This window comes from Paracoccus sp. PAR01 (assembly GCF_014851995.1).
Taxonomy (GTDB): Bacteria; Pseudomonadota; Alphaproteobacteria; order Rhodobacterales; family Rhodobacteraceae; genus Paracoccus; species Paracoccus litorisediminis.
In genome coordinates, this window is sequence record NZ_JACVAW010000021.1 from 1 (window position 1) to 16315 (window position 16315).

General features: G+C 65.2%; 14 protein-coding genes and 1 pseudogene. 9 read left to right on the plus strand and 6 right to left on the minus strand.

The window, feature by feature from the left end; all coding sequences use genetic code 11:
• On the plus strand, positions 1–111 hold a 111-nt coding region (locus IB235_RS20750; protein ID WP_192336841.1), incomplete at its 5' end, for a transposase domain-containing protein.
• A gap of 1135 nt (positions 112–1246) precedes the next feature.
• Here the strand turns inward: IB235_RS20750 and queF are convergent.
• The 5 genes from queF to IB235_RS20775 form a co-directional block, all read right to left on the minus strand.
• Positions 1247–1711, minus strand: coding sequence for a preQ(1) synthase (queF, locus tag IB235_RS20755; RefSeq protein WP_192338344.1), 465 nt, complete (start codon positions 1709–1711; stop codon positions 1247–1249).
• Positions 1712–1722: 11 nt separating this feature from the next.
• Positions 1723–2427 carry a 7-carboxy-7-deazaguanine synthase QueE gene (gene queE, locus IB235_RS20760; protein WP_192338345.1) on the minus strand — a complete coding sequence of 235 codons (705 nt, stop codon included), beginning with the start codon at positions 2425–2427 and terminating at the stop codon, positions 1723–1725.
• Complete coding sequence (gene queD, locus IB235_RS20765) at positions 2424–2777, minus strand: 6-carboxytetrahydropterin synthase QueD (RefSeq protein WP_155041885.1); 354 nt, start codon at positions 2775–2777, stop codon at positions 2424–2426. The genes queE and queD overlap by 4 nt, the downstream gene beginning before the upstream one ends.
• Entirely contained in the window at positions 2777–3478 is a 702-nt protein-coding gene (gene queC / locus IB235_RS20770) for a 7-cyano-7-deazaguanine synthase QueC (RefSeq protein WP_192338346.1), read from the minus strand. Before queC ends, queD begins: the two co-directional genes overlap by 1 nt.
• Before the next feature lie 144 nt (positions 3479–3622).
• A complete protein-coding gene (locus IB235_RS20775; protein ID WP_192338347.1) occupies positions 3623–4813 on the minus strand; it encodes a replication initiation protein in 1191 nt (396 codons plus the stop codon).
• Between the two features lie 520 nt (positions 4814–5333).
• Between IB235_RS20775 and IB235_RS20780 the strand changes: the two genes are divergently transcribed.
• Complete coding sequence (locus IB235_RS20780) at positions 5334–6743, plus strand: AAA family ATPase (RefSeq protein WP_155041882.1); 1410 nt, start codon at positions 5334–5336, stop codon at positions 6741–6743.
• On the plus strand, positions 6736–7845 hold the full coding sequence (locus IB235_RS20785) for a ParB N-terminal domain-containing protein (RefSeq protein ID WP_192338348.1): 1110 nt from the start codon (positions 6736–6738) through the stop codon (positions 7843–7845). Before IB235_RS20780 ends, IB235_RS20785 begins: the two co-directional genes overlap by 8 nt.
• Positions 7846–8596: 751 nt before the next feature.
• On the opposite strand, the pseudogene IB235_RS25305 reads toward IB235_RS20785, so the two are convergent.
• Positions 8597–9532: pseudogene (locus IB235_RS25305) on the minus strand (IS110 family transposase); the annotation flags it as partial.
• A gap of 196 nt (positions 9533–9728) precedes the next feature.
• Here IB235_RS25305 and IB235_RS20795 point away from each other — a divergent pair.
• The 6 genes from IB235_RS20795 to IB235_RS20820 are packed head-to-tail and all read left to right on the plus strand — an operon-like array spanning position 9729 to position 16267.
• Positions 9729–11516 (plus strand): iron ABC transporter permease, encoded by a 1788-nt coding sequence (locus tag IB235_RS20795; protein WP_225612509.1) that lies wholly within the window; start codon positions 9729–9731, stop codon positions 11514–11516.
• Positions 11517–11518: 2 nt separating this feature from the next.
• Positions 11519–12649, plus strand: a complete 1131-nt coding sequence (locus IB235_RS20800; protein WP_192338351.1) for an ABC transporter ATP-binding protein — start codon at positions 11519–11521, stop codon at positions 12647–12649.
• Between the two features lie 12 nt (positions 12650–12661).
• The gene (locus IB235_RS20805; protein WP_192338352.1) at positions 12662–13759 is read left to right on the plus strand and encodes an ABC transporter substrate-binding protein; all 1098 of its coding nucleotides are present in this window, start codon (positions 12662–12664) and stop codon (positions 13757–13759) included.
• Positions 13760–13774: 15 nt separating this feature from the next.
• A complete protein-coding gene (locus IB235_RS20810; protein ID WP_192338353.1) occupies positions 13775–14623 on the plus strand; it encodes an inositol monophosphatase in 849 nt (282 codons plus the stop codon).
• On the plus strand, positions 14613–15248 hold the full coding sequence (locus IB235_RS20815) for a dual specificity protein phosphatase (protein ID WP_192338354.1): 636 nt from the start codon (positions 14613–14615) through the stop codon (positions 15246–15248). The genes IB235_RS20810 and IB235_RS20815 overlap by 11 nt, the downstream gene beginning before the upstream one ends.
• Positions 15245–16267, plus strand: a complete 1023-nt coding sequence (locus IB235_RS20820; RefSeq protein WP_192338355.1) for a substrate-binding domain-containing protein — start codon at positions 15245–15247, stop codon at positions 16265–16267. Before IB235_RS20815 ends, IB235_RS20820 begins: the two co-directional genes overlap by 4 nt.
• The last annotated feature ends 48 nt before the right edge of the window (positions 16268–16315 follow it).

A 16315-nucleotide genomic window follows, 5' to 3' on the forward strand; every position in this document is an offset into this window, starting at 1 on the left:
GGCGTCAATCCCCACGCATGGCTGACAGCCACGCTCACCGCCATCGTCAAAGGCCACAGACAGAGCAAGATCCAAGACCTGCTCCCGTGGAATTACGCAGTCACCGTGTGATCGGGACACCGCTTACGACGATCCGTTACGCCATGGCTTCATGATCATCTGACAAGCCTCAAGTGACGTTCACCTATAAGTTGAGTTTCTCCGTTGCCGTTGAGAAGGATTGCCGCACTCCGGATGGCCGACAGGAAAGGCTCACGTCCTCCGATCTCTCCGGCGCATCAGGGTTCGTTACAGCCCGCGTCCCACCCGTTGCAGGTCACGGGTCCCCGCTGGGCACGATACCGTGGATGAAAGGCCGCTAACCCAAAGTGTTTGCGGCTGCCATGCCGCACCGCAACCGTCCGCCTCACCTCTCCATGGGCTGTCTGGCTCTCGGCATCGGATTTCAACGTCCACAAGTGTGATTTGCCGCGATTGCGATGCTGCGTTGCAGTCAGTCTGCTTCGGTGTCGGTTAACTCTTTGCGAACGCTTGGTAACGACCCATTGCGCAAATGCTTCTCTCCGAAATCGGCATCACGCCGCTTCATTATCGGGTCGGATGGTGGAGCATCTCAATCTTCTTTGCGAGCAACCGGTCGGAACATCGCCCCGCGGCTTCCAAAGCCCCACGAGATTACCCGCCCACCGTCCCTGCACGGACCGCTATCCTCGCCCTGCGGCGCTGACCTCTGATGCGGTCGTCTGGCGGTTACCTGATCTTCCCAGCGATGTTCCGTTCCGGTCACTCAGATGCGGTGCAAGCTGATCGCCGCCCGTCAAGCGACAGCCACCTCGGCTTTTGCATGTCGCGCACCCGCCTCGATGAGGGTTCATCGAGCGCCAGCATCACTACATTTGGAAATGCCGCGCGCCCGGTCGAGTTGTCCGAGTTAGTGGCGCGCGGGTGTCATGACAAAATGCGCCGGGACTGTAAGCGATTGCTGAGACCTCGCCGGTTCATCGATGCCCGCACGAGCGCTCGCCATCGCTATCGGCCCGACGCCCAACCCAACGCGCAGATAATGTCCGGTCAGATTTCCGAGGATCTGCGCGATCACCCAGGGATGCTCTCGACCTTTCCCTCCTTCAGAACCTATCCGCCAGCGTCCAGCGCGCAGACGCTGGCCATACCAACCGACACGTCAAGACCACGCGCATGTCGATGGCAAGCCTCCAAGATAGGTGGCATCCTTTTCATACCCGCCTCAGCCACGCCCGCGATAGGGCGGCACGCCCTGATCGGGGATCCACACCCCTTCGGGCAGCGGGCCGGTCTGCCAGAACACGTCGATCGGAATGCCGCCGCGCGGATACCAGTAGCCGCCGATGCGCAGCCAGCGCGGAGCCAGAAACCCGGCCAGCCGCCGGGCGATGGAAATCGTGCAATCCTCGTGGAAGGCCCCGTGATTGCGGAACGCGCCAAGGAACAGCTTCAGCGACTTCGATTCCACCAGCCACTCGCCCGGCACATAGTCGATGACCAGATGCGCGAAATCCGGCTGGCCGGTCATCGGGCAAAGCGAGGTGAACTCGGGCGCGGTGAAGCGCACATTGTAAACGACATCGGCCTGCGGATTGCGCACCCACTCCAGCACGGCCTCATCGGGGTTTTGCGGCAGCACGGTCGCGCCGCCCAGTTGCTTGAGATTGCTGTAGATCGTCTCGGTCATGTCAGTTCCTTTCATACGCCGCGGCGGTTGCCCCAGATCAGCACATGCAGCTGCGGCAGGATGCGCGGCACCAGCCAGCCCCGGCCCACGGTGGCCTCGACCAGCCACAACATGCGGTCGGCCAGCGCCTGCGGATCGACCGGTTTTTCGGGATCGGTTTCGGGATTTCCAGGCTGCAGATACAGCGGCAGATCGGGATAGCGCGCCGAGGCCGCCCGCGCCCAGTCCAGATCGTTCTGGTCGAACACCACGATCTTCATGAGGCGTTCGGCCTTGCCCGCCGCGGCAAGGCAGGCGTCGAAGGCCACCCAGTCGGTTTCCTGTCCGCTGGACGGGGGCTTTGGCGACAGCACCAGCAGCGCCAGATCCGCGAACCAGTCGCGCGCGACCGAGCCCTGCGTCTCGCAGGCAAAGCGATAGCCCTGCCCCCGCCCCAGCGCGATCACCGGCCCGAAATCCTGAATCGCCGGATTCCCGCCCGAGATCGACACCACCAGCGGCTGCCCGCCCGACAGACGCGCGACCTCGGCCATGATCCCTGCGGCATCCATCACCGCCCAATCCTGCCGATAGCGGCTGTCGACCGCATGCATGCTGTCGCACCAGCTGCAGCGATAATCGCAGCCGCCCGCGCGGACAAACACCGTCGGCTGCCCGATCAGCGCGCCCTCGCCCTGGATCGTCGGGCCAAAGATTTCCGCGATGCGCAGGCTCATGGCCGGTACTCGGCCCAGGTCTTCGGGGTCTCGGACACCCTGACCGCCGCCACTTCCGGCCAGCGCGCCTGCGCCCAGTCATGGAAATGCCGCGCCATGTTTTCGGCGGTGGACGGCCCCTCCAGCACATCGTTCAGATGGCGGTGGTCGAATTCCTCGTCGATATAGGCCTTCAGCTCGGCCAGCTCGTGATAGTCGCGCACGAACCCGTCCTCGTTCAGGCGGGCCGAGGCCAGTTCGACCACCACCACATAATTATGCCCATGCAGCCGCGCGCATTGATGCCCCTGCGGCAGATGCGCCAGTTGATGCGAGGCCGAGAAATGGAACTCTTTGCTGATGCGATACATCACGCCGCCCCCCGCCCGGCCACCGCCGCGCGCCAGAAATCCGCATCCTCATAGACCGTGGGGTCGTCCACCCCGGCCAGATCGAATGCCTCGCGGCGCTCGACGCAGGTGCCGCAGCGCCCGCAATGGATCTCGCCACCCTTGTAGCAGGACCATGTCTGCGCGAATGGCGTGCCGACCCGCGCGCCCTCGGCCACGATATCGGCCTTGCTGCGATGGACGAATGGCACCAGCAGCGCCACATCGGCATAGCCGTCCAGCGCCGTCCGCTGCATCGCGGCAAAAGCCTCGGTAAAGGCCGGGCGGCAATCGGGATAGATGAAGTGATCGCCGCCATGCACCGCGGTCGCCACCGCCGCATCGCCCTGCGCCGCAGCCAGCCCAAAGGCCACGGTCAGCATGATCGCATTGCGGTTCGGCACCACGGTGATCCGCATCGTCTCTTCGGCATAATGGCCGTCGGGCACGTCGATATCATCGGTCAGGGCCGAGCCGCTCAGCGCCGCCCCTACCGCGCTCAGGTCGATCAGGTGAAACGGCACGCCCAGCCTGTCGGCGGCGGCGCGGGCGAAATCCAGCTCTTTGCGGTGCCGCTGGCCATAGTCGAATGAGATGATCCGGCTCAGCTTTCCCTCATGGCCAAGGACATGGGCAAGCGAAACGGAATCGAGTCCGCCAGAGCAGACAACAGCAGTATTCATAATGAGACCCTTGTTTTGATGACCGGGTAGGCTGCGACCGGTAGCGCGCCTCATATGCCGCGTTGGCGGCGGGCGCAACTGTTCTTGCAATGAAGGGGGGTGGCGATCGGAAATCTGCCCCGCATCAGCGGGGCCATTCGCGGATCACTCGACGGTGGCATCCTCCAGCCCGGCCAGCAGGCCGGGGGACATTTCCTCCCAGAACAGCGCGATGCGGGTGCTGTTCAAGGGCGACATCCAGCCATGCTTCTCGAAATCCTCGCGCAGCCGGCTGTCGAACAGCTGCCCGGCGAACAGCCGCTTGTCGGCGTCGCGCTGGGTCGGCGTGCGCGCCTTGACCGCATCCAGAATCCGCCGCAGCCGCTCGGCCCGCCCGGATGGGGCCGGGGCCTCGGGTTCGGGCATGACGGTAAAGTTCCCTTCCAGCGCCGCGGTCAGATAGCCGACCATGCTTTTGACGTTCTTGCGGCTCTCGACGTAATCCAGCTTTTCCTGCACCTGCTCTTCGCCGTGACTGGCCAGCCATTGCCGCGCCAGCCGGTCGCTGACCCCCATCTCGCGCAGGCGGGCATAGACCGCGCCATGGCGCACGCCCTCGCCATCATCCATGTCGAGGATCGCCAGCTGCGGGTTTTCCTTGATGCGGAAGCGGATCTCGGTGACCACCCTGCCCTGCTTGCGGGTCTCGGGCGTGACCAGAATATTGCTGGTCTTGTTCACCTCGGCCACGGCGGGCTTGATGATCTTGGCGTTCAGATGCTTGAAGGTCTCGTAATAGGTCGAGCCCTCGACCCCCATCAGCCGCCGGAACAGGTCCAGCGGCCACCAGCCGGTCGACCCCGTCCTGACGAAGCGGTAGCAATTCTCATACAGCGCAAGCGCGTGACCCGAGGTGAAGCGCCGCTGGATGTTGAGGTTGATCAGCGCAAAGACCTTGGGGTCATGCAGCTTTTCCGCCAAGGCCGGGGAATAGGCATATTCGCAGATCCCGCCCTTCAGCTTGGCATAGCTGAGCAGGCTCGACACGCCCCATTCCTGCTGGCCCTTTTCATCCAGCATGTCCCATTCCGCGACCGTCTCGGCCAGCCCGCGCAGGGATTGCTTCAGCGTGTCCATGTCATTGCTGTTATAGCCGATCATCAGGCACAAGGTGCGCGCGTCGATCTGGTGGCGCGACCGGCTGATCAGCGTGTCATAGGCATTCAGCAGCAACACGTTCGACAGCTTGCGCTGCAACAGCGTCAGCTTGCCCGAGACATGGATTGCCGCCACATGTTTCTTGACCTCGCCCCGACGCAGCGCGCCAGAAAGCTGGTCTCGCGGAATCTCGTCCATCGCCCTGCCCCACCTTTTTTTTTTTCTGATTATGACGGAATGGGTACCTTCCGGCAACCGCTCTCCGGGTTCCCGAGCGCAAGTTTTCCGCCTCCCGTAAACGGGTTCCTTTGGCTTTTCCGGTGCAGCGAAGGTATCCATTTCCGGGATCGCAGATTCGGTTTTGGTGCCGATATTGGACAAATCCGGCACTTCCGGGGCCTATCCCGGCCATGGGAACCCCTCTTCCCGAGAATCGGCACCCTGTCTCCCGTATCCGGGCCCCTGTCATCCCGTGTCCGGGTCCCCCCCGTCCCGTATTCGGGTCCCCAAGACCTTCTAAGCCCATGACGATGCAGAATATTCGCACCCCTAAAGATTCTAAACAGTTCTAAAGAACTACAAACTATCCGTCGCTGTTTTTTCCTGAAATTCAGGGGTTTTCGCTGCGAAACCTCCAAGACGCTTTCGCCACGGGCGGATGATGTGCAATAGTTTCTGCAAAACAATCAACGAAGCAGCACATCGCAAAGGCAGTGACATGTCCGCAGGCAAGGACCCCATACCCCCCTATTTCAACATCGATCCGGCCAAATCCGCCCAACGTCTGGCCGAACCGATCGACACCTCCCGATTCGCCAAGGCCGCCGCCTTCGCCGCACGCGGGCGTCAGGATCTGGCCGAACGCGGCTATGCCCCGGACGGGCGCAAGCGACTGCGGCGCTTCTCGACATGGGAGGTCTGCCGCTACCTGATCCCGGTCGCCCCCGCCCATTTCCGCCGGGTGCTGCTGCGCAATCCCGATCTGCCGCAGGGCACTGGCGAGGGCAATTCCAAGTGGTTTACCCTCGACGAAGTCCTGCGTCTGCGCGACCACTTCGCGACCGAGGGTGCGGCGGGCCGCGAATACCGCCCCTGGCGTCCCGAGGGTCTGCCCGCCAAGACCATCGCCGTAGCGAATTTCAAGGGCGGCGTCGGCAAGACCTCGACCGCCGCGCATCTGGCCATGTCGGCAGCGCTGGACGGCTATAAGGTGCTGGTCATCGATCTCGACAGTCAGGGCAGCATGACCTCGATCATGGGCGGCATCGTCGCCGATGAATGGTCGACCGCCTTCCCCCTGCTCGCCAAGGATTACGCCCTCGCCTTGCAAGAGGAGAACCGCGTCCGCGAGGCCGCCGGTCACGCCCCCCTGCCCTTCGACGAGACCCTGACCGAGGCGCTGAAGCTGACGGCGCAGGATCTGATTCAGGCCACCCATTGGCCGAATATCGACCTGCTGGGCGCGCAGCTGAACCTTTACTGGGCCGAGTTCCAGGTCCCGGTCTGGCGGATGGGCCTGCGTGGCTGGCCGCTTTGGGACGCGCTCAGCAATGCGCTGAACAATGACGGGCTGGTCGACAAATACGATCTGATCATCCTCGATACGCCTCCTGCACTTGGGTACCTGACGATCAACGCGCTGGCCGCGGCCGACATCCTGCTGGTGCCGCTGGGGGCTTCGTTCCTGGAATTCGACTCGACCGGGCGCTTTTTCGACATGCTCTACTCGACCTTCGCCAGCATCGAGGAAGGTGAGAACACCGCCCGCCGCCGCGACGGCCTGCCCGAGATGCGCTTCGAATGGGACGCGGTCCGCGCCATCGTCACCCGCTTTGACGCCGCCCAGCAGACCGATCTGGCCAATGTCATCCAGGCCTATTTCGGCGACTTCATGACCACCTATCGGCAGGAGCTGACCGCCATGGTCGGTCAGGCTGGCGAACAGGTGAACGGCATCTATGAGGCCGATTACCGCGAGTTCAACCGAGAGACCTATGTCCGGGGCCGCGAGACCTTTGACCGTACCTGGGCCGAGGTGAAGGAACTGGTTCTGGGCAGCTGGTGGCGCGATCTGCAGGTCGAGGAAGCCGAAAACAACGTCGCGAAAGGGGTGAAGTCCAATGGCTAAGCGCAGAAGACTAGAGACCCCAAGTACCGCCGATCTGGACCGGATCGAGCAGCAGTTTCGCAGCGAAACCGGTGACCGCCCGGTGATCGGACGCGGCATCGCCCCGATCTCGCAGGTGGCGGCGGAAAGTGCCGCCATGGTCCCGGTCGAAAGCACCGAGGTCCGCGCCGCCCGTGCCCGGTCCGAGGCCGACGCCTCGCGGCTGGCCGATGCCGAGGCGCGCGGCCTGCTGATCGTCGAGCTGCCGCTGGAGCAGGTCGACGAGACCGCGATGATCCGTGACCGCATGGTCATGAACGAGGACGAGTTGATGGAGCTGCGGCTGTCCATCGCCGCCAACGGCCAGCGGCTGCCGATCGAAGTCTTCGAGATGGAGCAGGCCGACGGGCAGGGGCCGCGCTACGGCCTGCTGTCGGGCTATCGTCGCCTGCATGCGGTTCGGGCGCTGCATGAGCTGACCCAGTCCGAGAAACACGGCCGCATCCGCGCCCTGGTCCGTCCCCGGACCGAGGCCGACGAGGCCTTTGTCGCCATGGTCGAGGAGAATGAGGTCCGCGAGGAGCTGAGCCATTTCGAGCGCGGCCGTATCGCAGTGATCGCCGCCAATCAGGGCGCCTTCGCCAATACCGAGGATGCGGTGAACAAGCTGTTCGCCACCGGGTCCAAGGCGAAGCGGTCCAAGGTGCGGTCCTTTGCGCTGATCTTTGAAGAACTGGGGGACATGCTGCATTTCCCCGAAGCGCTGACCGAGCGGCGCGGCTTGCGGCTGTCGGCGGCGCTGCGAGGAGGAGCGGAATCGCGGCTGCGGCAGGCGCTGTCCAGCCATCATCCGGCGGATGCCGAAGCCGAATGGGCGCTGGTCGAACCGGTGCTGGAAGCCAGCGAGCTGACGCCTCGGCCGTCGCCGCGCGGGGGGCGGCCTCGGACGGCTCCGGTGCGGCAGGGCTGGATCGACGACCTGACCATCCGCACCTCAAGCGGAATCACCATTCGGCGGGGCCGGGACGAAAAGGGCCACACGCTGCGCCTTGAGGGCAGGGCGCTGGATGACGACCTGATGGACAGCCTGATGGCCGAAATCCGCTCTCTGCTGGAGCGCTAGGTTTCGCCGCGAAACCGTCCCGGCCAAAGGGTCGGGGCGGACGGCCTCGCTGATATTGAGCACGCTGGTTGTGTGGCTGGGCGCTGTTGCGTGAACCGGCCACGCAGCGGGCGATGCGTTGATTGCTTGGCAAGATGTGACGTTTGGCGGGCCGAGCGGGTCTTTCGCTTTTCGACGTCCGCTGGTAAGGGGCGGGAAAAAGAACCACCCTGCTGAAAGGGTGATTTTAGTTATCCGCAAATTGGCATATTTATGCGGATATAAATTTAACTTGAGCCATGTTAGTAGGGGGAGTGCCGCCCCGAAGAACACGAGCTGCCGGCTGATCCTGAGTAGCGGGGTTTGTGTGCCTTGGTTCGGTGTCGGGCTGAGGTTGGGTCTGGCGTGGGTGCGGGATTGGACAGGTAGGGCGGCCACGGGTGAACAGGGTAGCGCGCTACGGCTGCCCGAAACGGGTTTGACGGGCACCGGAATGGGAGGGTGGGCCTGTGCAACATATAGATGCGCCCCTTGCGCGAGGGGGGCGGATATTCTTTGGCGTGCTGTCGGGTGCTGACATGTATCCGGCCTCTGTTGCGGTCATTGTCATGCTGCGGGCCCGGGTGGTGTTCGCAGGTCCGGTTCAAATCAAAGCCACGCGCTCGAAGGCACTCTGTTGCACACTGATTTCCCGATCCCGTCTTGCGACCGTTGCGCCAAACGTCTCTTTGCCCACATTCGCACTGGCGTGCTCGCGATCGCCGGTGATTTGAGCCGCTACGACCGGAGCTTTTAAATCGCCGCCGCGCGCCACCAGAGCCCAGACGATCCACGCCATTGGCGGTGGACTCGGACCCGTGGCGCTGCGCGTCAGCATGGCGCCCAACGATGCCCGGTCGGGCGCTGGCATGGACGTGCCGTGTGATGATGACGCTGTTGGCCCAGATGAGCAGCAAGCCGGATCGGAAAACTATCCGGGGGGGCTGTTTTCCCGGCGAACAAGTCCCGAGCCTTTCGCAGCGTCTCGGGCAGTGGAGCGGGGGGCAATGCGGTGGCGATCAGTGGGTCGATCGCCAGCACGGTCATCAGGTGCCGGGCGACATCGCTTTCTTTAACCCGGCGGGCGTTCCCCGCATTGATATGGGTAAGTGTCGCGACCAGATCCTTGATAGTTCCGGTCACATGGGGGGGCGGGCTGCTGTGGCGATCGCAACCAGCCGTGGGGTGTCGGCTGCACCTTGGGGAACGATCTGCCCAAACGCGATCAGCTGGCCGTGCAGGGCGTTCATCACTGGCGTCCTCTGCCGGACGAGACCTTCACGGATGCGGAAAACCGTCGCTGCGCCCTGTGTCATCTCGATACTCACGGGAACGAAACGCATCGTTGGGCGCTGCGTCGCAGATCGCCGCTGCGTTGGCAGCATCAGCTTTCTGAGGAATGACAAAGGGCTTTACAGAGGCGGGTGGGATGAGCCGCAGTTCGTGTGCCAAATTGCCGATCTCGCGGCCCCAGAAGTGCGCGCCGCCGCAGGCCTCCATCGCCACAACACAAGGCCGCGGTTGGCAGAAGAAGGGCAGAATCTAGCCGGGCCTCAGTTTCTTGCGCCTGGTACGCACTCTTCGCCAGATCGAGCCCGACCGTGAATCTCTGACATGACCACCTCGCAAAGTGCGATTGTTGCGATCCTACCCCGCACACCAATGCCATAGGGGCGGTTATAGCATTCTGCGCGGGCAGGGGGCGGCAGCTATACGGGAGGACGGCCCCTATCTCCCGGCCATGAGAATGTCATGCACATAGGTGCAAACATTCATTCGACTGTCACAGCACCCGGTTAGCCAAGCGGCAATGAAAACTGGGGTGGGTTATGACATCGCCGCGCAGGCCGGGCCGGGCATTTGCTTTGCCTTATCGGGCAAGATACAGATTTATCGTTTATTTTCACGATGCAAGCACCGTCCTGTCGCTGCTGCTTCTGGCGCTGTTTCTGGGGCTGATCGTGGTGCCTCTGGCCTCGATTTTGGGCGATATGATCACGGTCCAGATCGGGGATGAGGCCCGCACCCAGTTGCAGGCCGATGCGCTGACCGGGCATTATCTGGAGCGGGTCTTTGCCTCGCGCGTGTCGCATATCCTGTTCTGGCGGCCGCTGGGCAATACGCTGCTGATCTCGGTCGCGGCGACGGTGATTGCGATCACGCTGGGCACGGCCCTGGGCTGGCTGGTGGCGCGCAGCGATCTGCCGGGGCGGCGCTGGTTCGCCACGGCGCTGATCGTGCCCTATATGCTGCCGGCCTCGACCTATGCGCTGGCATGGATGACGCTGTTCAAGAACCGGACCGTCGGCGGCCAGCCCGGTTGGTTCGAGGCGATGGGCCTGACGCCGCCCGACTGGCTGGCTTACGGCGCGCTGCCGACGCTGGTGATCCTGTCGCTGCATTACACCCCCTTTGCCATCCTGCTGGTCGGCAATGCCCTGCGCCGGATCGACGCGCAGATGGAGGAGGCGGCGCGGATGCTGGGTGCCTCGCGCATGCGGATCATGCGTCAGATCGTGCTGCCCCTGTCGCGACCGGCGCTGTTCTCGGCCTGTCTGCTGATCTTTGCCGATGGGGTGGGGGAGTTCTCGGTTCCCTATATCCTTGGCCTGCCGGTGCAGTTCGAGACGCTGTCCACCTCGCTTTACCGGGCGATCGGGACGCAGCAGGACGGGGTGGCGGCGGTGGTCGCGGGCGTGATCATGCTGATCGGGGTGGTGACGCTGGGCCTTGATGCCTGGATGATGCGCGAGACGCGGCGCTTTGCCACCATCGGCGGCAAGGGCATGACCGAGCGCAGCCATCCGCTGGGACGCTGGAAGTGGCCGGCCTTCGCGCTGGCGGGGCTGACATTCCTGCTGGGCGTGGTGCTGCCTTTGGGCGCGCTGGCGCTGTCGACGGTGATGAAGCTGCCGGGGCGGTTCACGCCCGAGAATTTCACCTTCGACTACTGGATCGGGACCGGGCTGCATACGGTGGCGCTGCGGTCGGGCATCCTGCTGTCGCCGGAATTCTGGAACGCGCTTGGCAATTCGGTGCGGATCGTGGGGGCGGCCTCGTTGGTGGCCGGTCTGCTTGGGATGCTGGTCGGCTACGCGGTGGTGCGCAGCCCGCTGCCGCTGCTGGGTGCGGCTTTGCGCCAGATCACCTTTCTGCCCTACCTTGTGCCCGGCATCGCCTTTGCCGCCGCCTTCATGGCGCTGTTCGCGGTGCCGCGCGGACCGCTGCCTGCGCTATACGGCACGCCGATGATCCTGTTTCTGGCGCTGATCGCGGATCAGATGCCCTTCGCCTCGCGCACGGGGATTGCGGCGATGACCCAGCTGGGCCGCGAGGCCGAGGAGGCCGGGCGCATGTCCGGGGCAGGGTGGTTCCAGCGCATGCGCCATATCGTGCTGCCGATCCAACGCGGGCCGATGATCGCGGCGGTGCTGATGCCCTTCATATCCGGGATCAAGAACGTGTCGCTGTTCGTGATCCTCGCGGTGCCCGCGACCGACGTGCTGACGACATGGGCGCTGCGGCTGGTCGATTACAATTACCAGCAGGCTGCCAATGCCGTCGTCCTGATGATCGCGCTGCTGTCATGGGCGGGCACCTCGCTGATCAACCGCATCACCAAGACGGGCATTGCCCAGGGGCTGGAGAGCTGACCATGCCGGGGATTCACCTGAGCCAATTGACCAAGCGCTATGCCGGGGGCGAGGCCGTCGTGCGCGGCGTCAGCCTGACCGTCGAGGATAGCGATTTCATGTGCCTGCTGGGCCCCTCGGGCTGCGGCAAGACCACCATCCTGCGGATGATCGCCGGGCTGGAGCAGGTCTCGGGCGGCGAGATCGCGATTGGCGGGCGCTTTGTCGACAGCGCCGCGCGGGGCCTGTTCGTCCCGGCCGAGAAGCGCGGGCTGGGGCTGGTGTTCCAGTCCTACGCGCTGTGGCCGCATATGACGGTGGCGCGCAACATCGACTTCGGGCTGCGGCTGGCCAAGCTGCCCACGGCCGAACGCGAGGCGCGGCTGGTCCGCGTCATGGAGCGGCTGCGCATTGCCGGACTGGCCGAGCGCTATCCCGGCCAGCTTTCGGGCGGGCAGCAGCAGCGCGTGGCCTTGGCGCGGGCGCTGGCGGTCAATCCGGGCGTGCTGCTGCTGGATGAGCCGCTGTCCAATCTGGACGCCACCCTGCGACTGCAGATGCGCGAGGAACTGAGCCGCCTGCATCGCGAATTCGGCACCACCATCGTCTTTGTCACCCATGACCAGTGGGAGGCGATGACCTTGGCCACCCGCATCGCGGTGATGAATGGCGGCGAGGTCCAGCAGGTGGGCAGCCCCGATCAGATCTATGGCCAGCCCGCCAACCGCTTTGTCGCGGGCTTCATCGGCAGCCCGCCGATCAACATGATCGCGACCGGCACGGCTCTGGCCGATGCGCTGGCGGGCTTGCTGGGGACGGCGCTGCCGCGTGCCGCAGCGATCGGCCTGCGTCCCGAAGGGATCATGCCCATGGCCGAGCCGGGACCGGGTCGCATCGCGCTGGATCTGCGCGCGGTGCTGCCGACGGGTGGCGGCTGGATCATGGAGCTGCTGCATGCCTCGGTCGAAGGCCCGACGCTGCTGCATGCGATGACGCATCAGCCGCCGCCCTGGCGGGCCGGGCAGCGCCTGCATGCCGAGCTGCGCCCCGAGGCGCTGCATCTGTTCGACGCCACCGGCCAGCGCATCCCGGCCGATGGGCAAGCCCCGCGCGCCGACAGGCCGCTGGCCTTCACCTCACTCTTTCGCAACTGACAGGATCACGCGATGAAAACTGTTTCCGTCATGGCCGCGCTGCTTTTCGGCACCGCGCTGCCCCTTGCCGCCGAGGACTTCAACGAGGCCGCGCTGCTGGCCGCCGCGAAATCCGAACCGCCGCTGGTGATCTATGATTCCACCGGCAAGATCACCGAACAGGCCGATGCCTTTGCCGCGAAATACGGGCTGAAGGCCACGGGTACGAAATCCAAGGTCACCCAGACCATCAAGATCGTCACCGCCGAGCAGCAGGCCGGGAATGTGCAGGCCAGCGTGATCGCGGTCTCGGACGCGCCGGCGGCGCAGGCGCAGCTGATCGCGCCGGGATTTGTCGAAAACTACCTGCCCTCGGATCTGGCAGGCAAAGTGCCCGCCGCGATGCAGGAGCCGCTGGTGATGAATGTCTCGGCCGATGTGTGGACCTACAACACCGCGCTGAACGACCGCTGCCCGATCGGCAATGTCTGGCAACTGACCCTGCCGGAATGGAAGGGCCGCGTCGCCATGCAGGATCCGATGGGCAAGCCCAGCTACACCGACTGGTTCAACCAGCTTGAGGAACATCACGACGCGGCGATGGCCGCCGCCTATCAGGCGCAGTTCGGCAAGCCGTTGGACCCCGTGCGCGGCACGGCGACGGCGCAATGGGTGGCGGCGCTGGCGCTGAACCAGCCGCTGCTGACCGACAGCGACAGCGATGCCGCGCAGGCGGTGGGCGCGCCGGACATGCAGGACAATTTCGTCGGGTTGGTTTCCACCGGGAAATACCGCGACAATCACAACGGCATGAAGCTGGGCCTTTGCGCGGACGTGCAGCCGTTTTCCGGCTTCATGGGGGCAAAGACCGTGTTCATCACCCGCAATGCGCCCAGCCCGAACACGGCCAAGCTGTTCATCCATTACGTGATGACCGAGGAAGGCGCCGCCCCTCAGACCATCGACGGCAAGCAATCGGGCAATATGTCGATCCCGATGCCCGCCGATGAGCCCTCGGGCGTCGCCGCCCATTTCGACCAGATGACCCCCTATGACGCGGGCGCGGCGGAAAGCGATTGGAACCGGCGGCAGGATTGGCAGGATGTCTGGGCGATCAACCGCGCCAGCTAAGCCACAGGACAGATGATGGACATGAATTTGACGGATGGAAGCCTGCCCCGGATGCCGACGGGGCAGGAGATCGCGCAGCGCTTCGACGGGCTGGCCCTGATCGCGCGGCGCGCGGGCGACGCGGCCCGCGCGGCATTCGAAAGCCGCCCCAAGGGGCAGTTCACCCTGAAGGGGCCGCAGGATTACCTGACCGAGTCCGATGCCGCCGTCGAGGCGTTGATCCGCGTCGAGATCGCAGCGCATTGGCCCGAGGATGCGATCCTTGGCGAGGAAGGCGGCGGCACGCCCGGCCCGCTGACATGGGTCATCGATCCGATCGACGGCACCGCGAATTTCGCACGTGGGGTGGGGCATTTCTGCGTCTCGATCGCCTTTGCCATCGACGGGCGGGCCGAACTGGGCGCGATCGTGCAGCCCTTGACCGGCGAGGTCTGGCTGGCCCGGCGCGGGCATGGCGCGACGCTGAACGGCGCGCCCTTGGCCGTCCGCGTCGAGGCCCGTCCCGATCAGGCCATCATTGAAATGGGCTGGTCGCGGCGGTTGCCGATCCCCGGCTATCTGGCGGCCCTGAACCATGCGCTGGGGCAGGGGGCCAGCGTGCGCCGGGTGGGCTCGGGCGCGTTGTCGCTGGCCCATGTCGCCGATGGCCGCTCGGACGGCTATCTTGAGCCGTTGATGCATTGCTGGGACTGTCTGGCCGGGCTGCTGCTGGTCGAGGAAGCGGGCGGTCTGGTCGGGGACTGGCCGGGACATCTGGCCGATCTGGCCGCGCCCGGCCCGGTTCTGGCCGCCGCCAATCCCGACATTTTCCAGATGCTGAGCGCGGCCCGTGCCGCCGGACAGGATGCAAGCCATGAGCGGTGACATTGCCCTTGCCGGGATCGAGGACAAATCCCTGCGCGAGCCGATCACCCTGATCGAGCGCAACCTGATCGGCACCGGGGTCGATCTGTATATCGGCGACAAGCGCGCGGCATCCGATCCCGCGATGCTGGCCCGGCACAATATCCAGATGGTGCTGAATTGCGCGGTCAATCTGGACATCAACTGCGTGACCGAGGTGAACCCGGACAGCGCCGCGCTTGGCTGGGGCACGGGTTTCGTGCGCTATTACAAGCTGGGCATTGTCGACGGGCCGGGCAATCCGGTGCCGATGATGCTGGCGGGCTATTACCAGATGTGCGGGCTGCTGGAGCAGAAGATGCCCGACAAGCCCTCTTATCCCCGGCGGGCGCATGGCAATCTGCTGGTGAATTGCCGGGCGGGGCGGTCACGCTCGGTCACCTTGGCGGCGCTGTTCCTGCATCTGCAGATGCCGCAGCGCTTTCCGGCGCTGGAGGATGCGATCGGCCATATCTGCCGCTTGCGCGGCATTCCCGATGCGCTGCGTTTCAAGACGCCGAAACCGGTGCTGATCGAGGCGGCGGAATGGGCGGCAAGCATGGCGCGGATGATCCAGCCGCATCTGCCCGAGGCCCCCGCCGCATGAGCGGCACCCGCCTGCAAAGCCACCCGGCCTCGGCCGCCGAGGTGGCGCGTCTGGCCGGGGTGTCACGCTCGGCCGTGTCGCGGACCTTTACCGAAGGGGCCAGCGTCTCGGCCGAGACGCGGGCGCGGGTGCTGGCCGCGGCCGAGGCGCTGAACTACCACGTCAACCATCTGGCGCGGGGGATTTCCAAGCAGGACAGCCGCCCGGTCTGCCTGATCGGGGCGACGCTGGATGCGCCGTTTCATGCCCGGATGCTGGACCGGCTGACCCAGGCGCTGCAGCGCGCCAGGCGGATGGTGATGGTGATCAATACCGGCGGCGCGGACGGGCCGGGGGCGGGCGTGCATCAGGCGCTGGAACATGCGCTGAGCTACCGGGCAGTGGCGACGGTGGTGCTGTCGGGCACGCCCCCCGCCGATCTGGTCGCGGCCTGCGTCGCGGCGGGGCAAAGGATGATCCTGCTGAACCGCGCCGATCCGCTGCCGGGGATCTGCCATATCCGGGTCGACGATGCCCCGGCCATGCGCGATGCGGTCTCGATGCTGCTGCGGGCGGGGGTGCGGCGCTGCGCGCTGGTGACCTCGGCCAGCGGCACGCCGGCCTTGGCGCAGCGCGCGGCGCATTTCCGGCGCGAGGCCGAGGCGGCGGGCCTGTCGTTGCGGGTCTGGCAGGGCGGGCCGACCGCTTACGCGACCGGGCAGCGGGCGGCACGCGAATTGCTGGCCGGGGCGGATCGGCCCGAGGGCATCTTCTGCGTGACCGACCTGCTGGCCTTTGGCGTCATCGACGCCGCCCGGCACGAGTTCCGCATGGAGATCCCGCGCGATCTGAGCGTGATCGGCTTTGACGATGTGGCGCAGGCGTCATGGGGGGCCTATGACCTGACCACCTTTGCCCATCCCTTCGACGCCATCGCCGAGGAAATCCTTCTGCGTATAGGCTCTACGGAATTGCCCGAGGCCCCGATCCTGCTGCCGCCGACCCTGTGCTGGCGTGGGACGGTGCGCCCCGAAGGGTGATCCCCGGACCGCCGTGGATCAGGTCGGGTTCGTTGCGGTCCGCAAGAA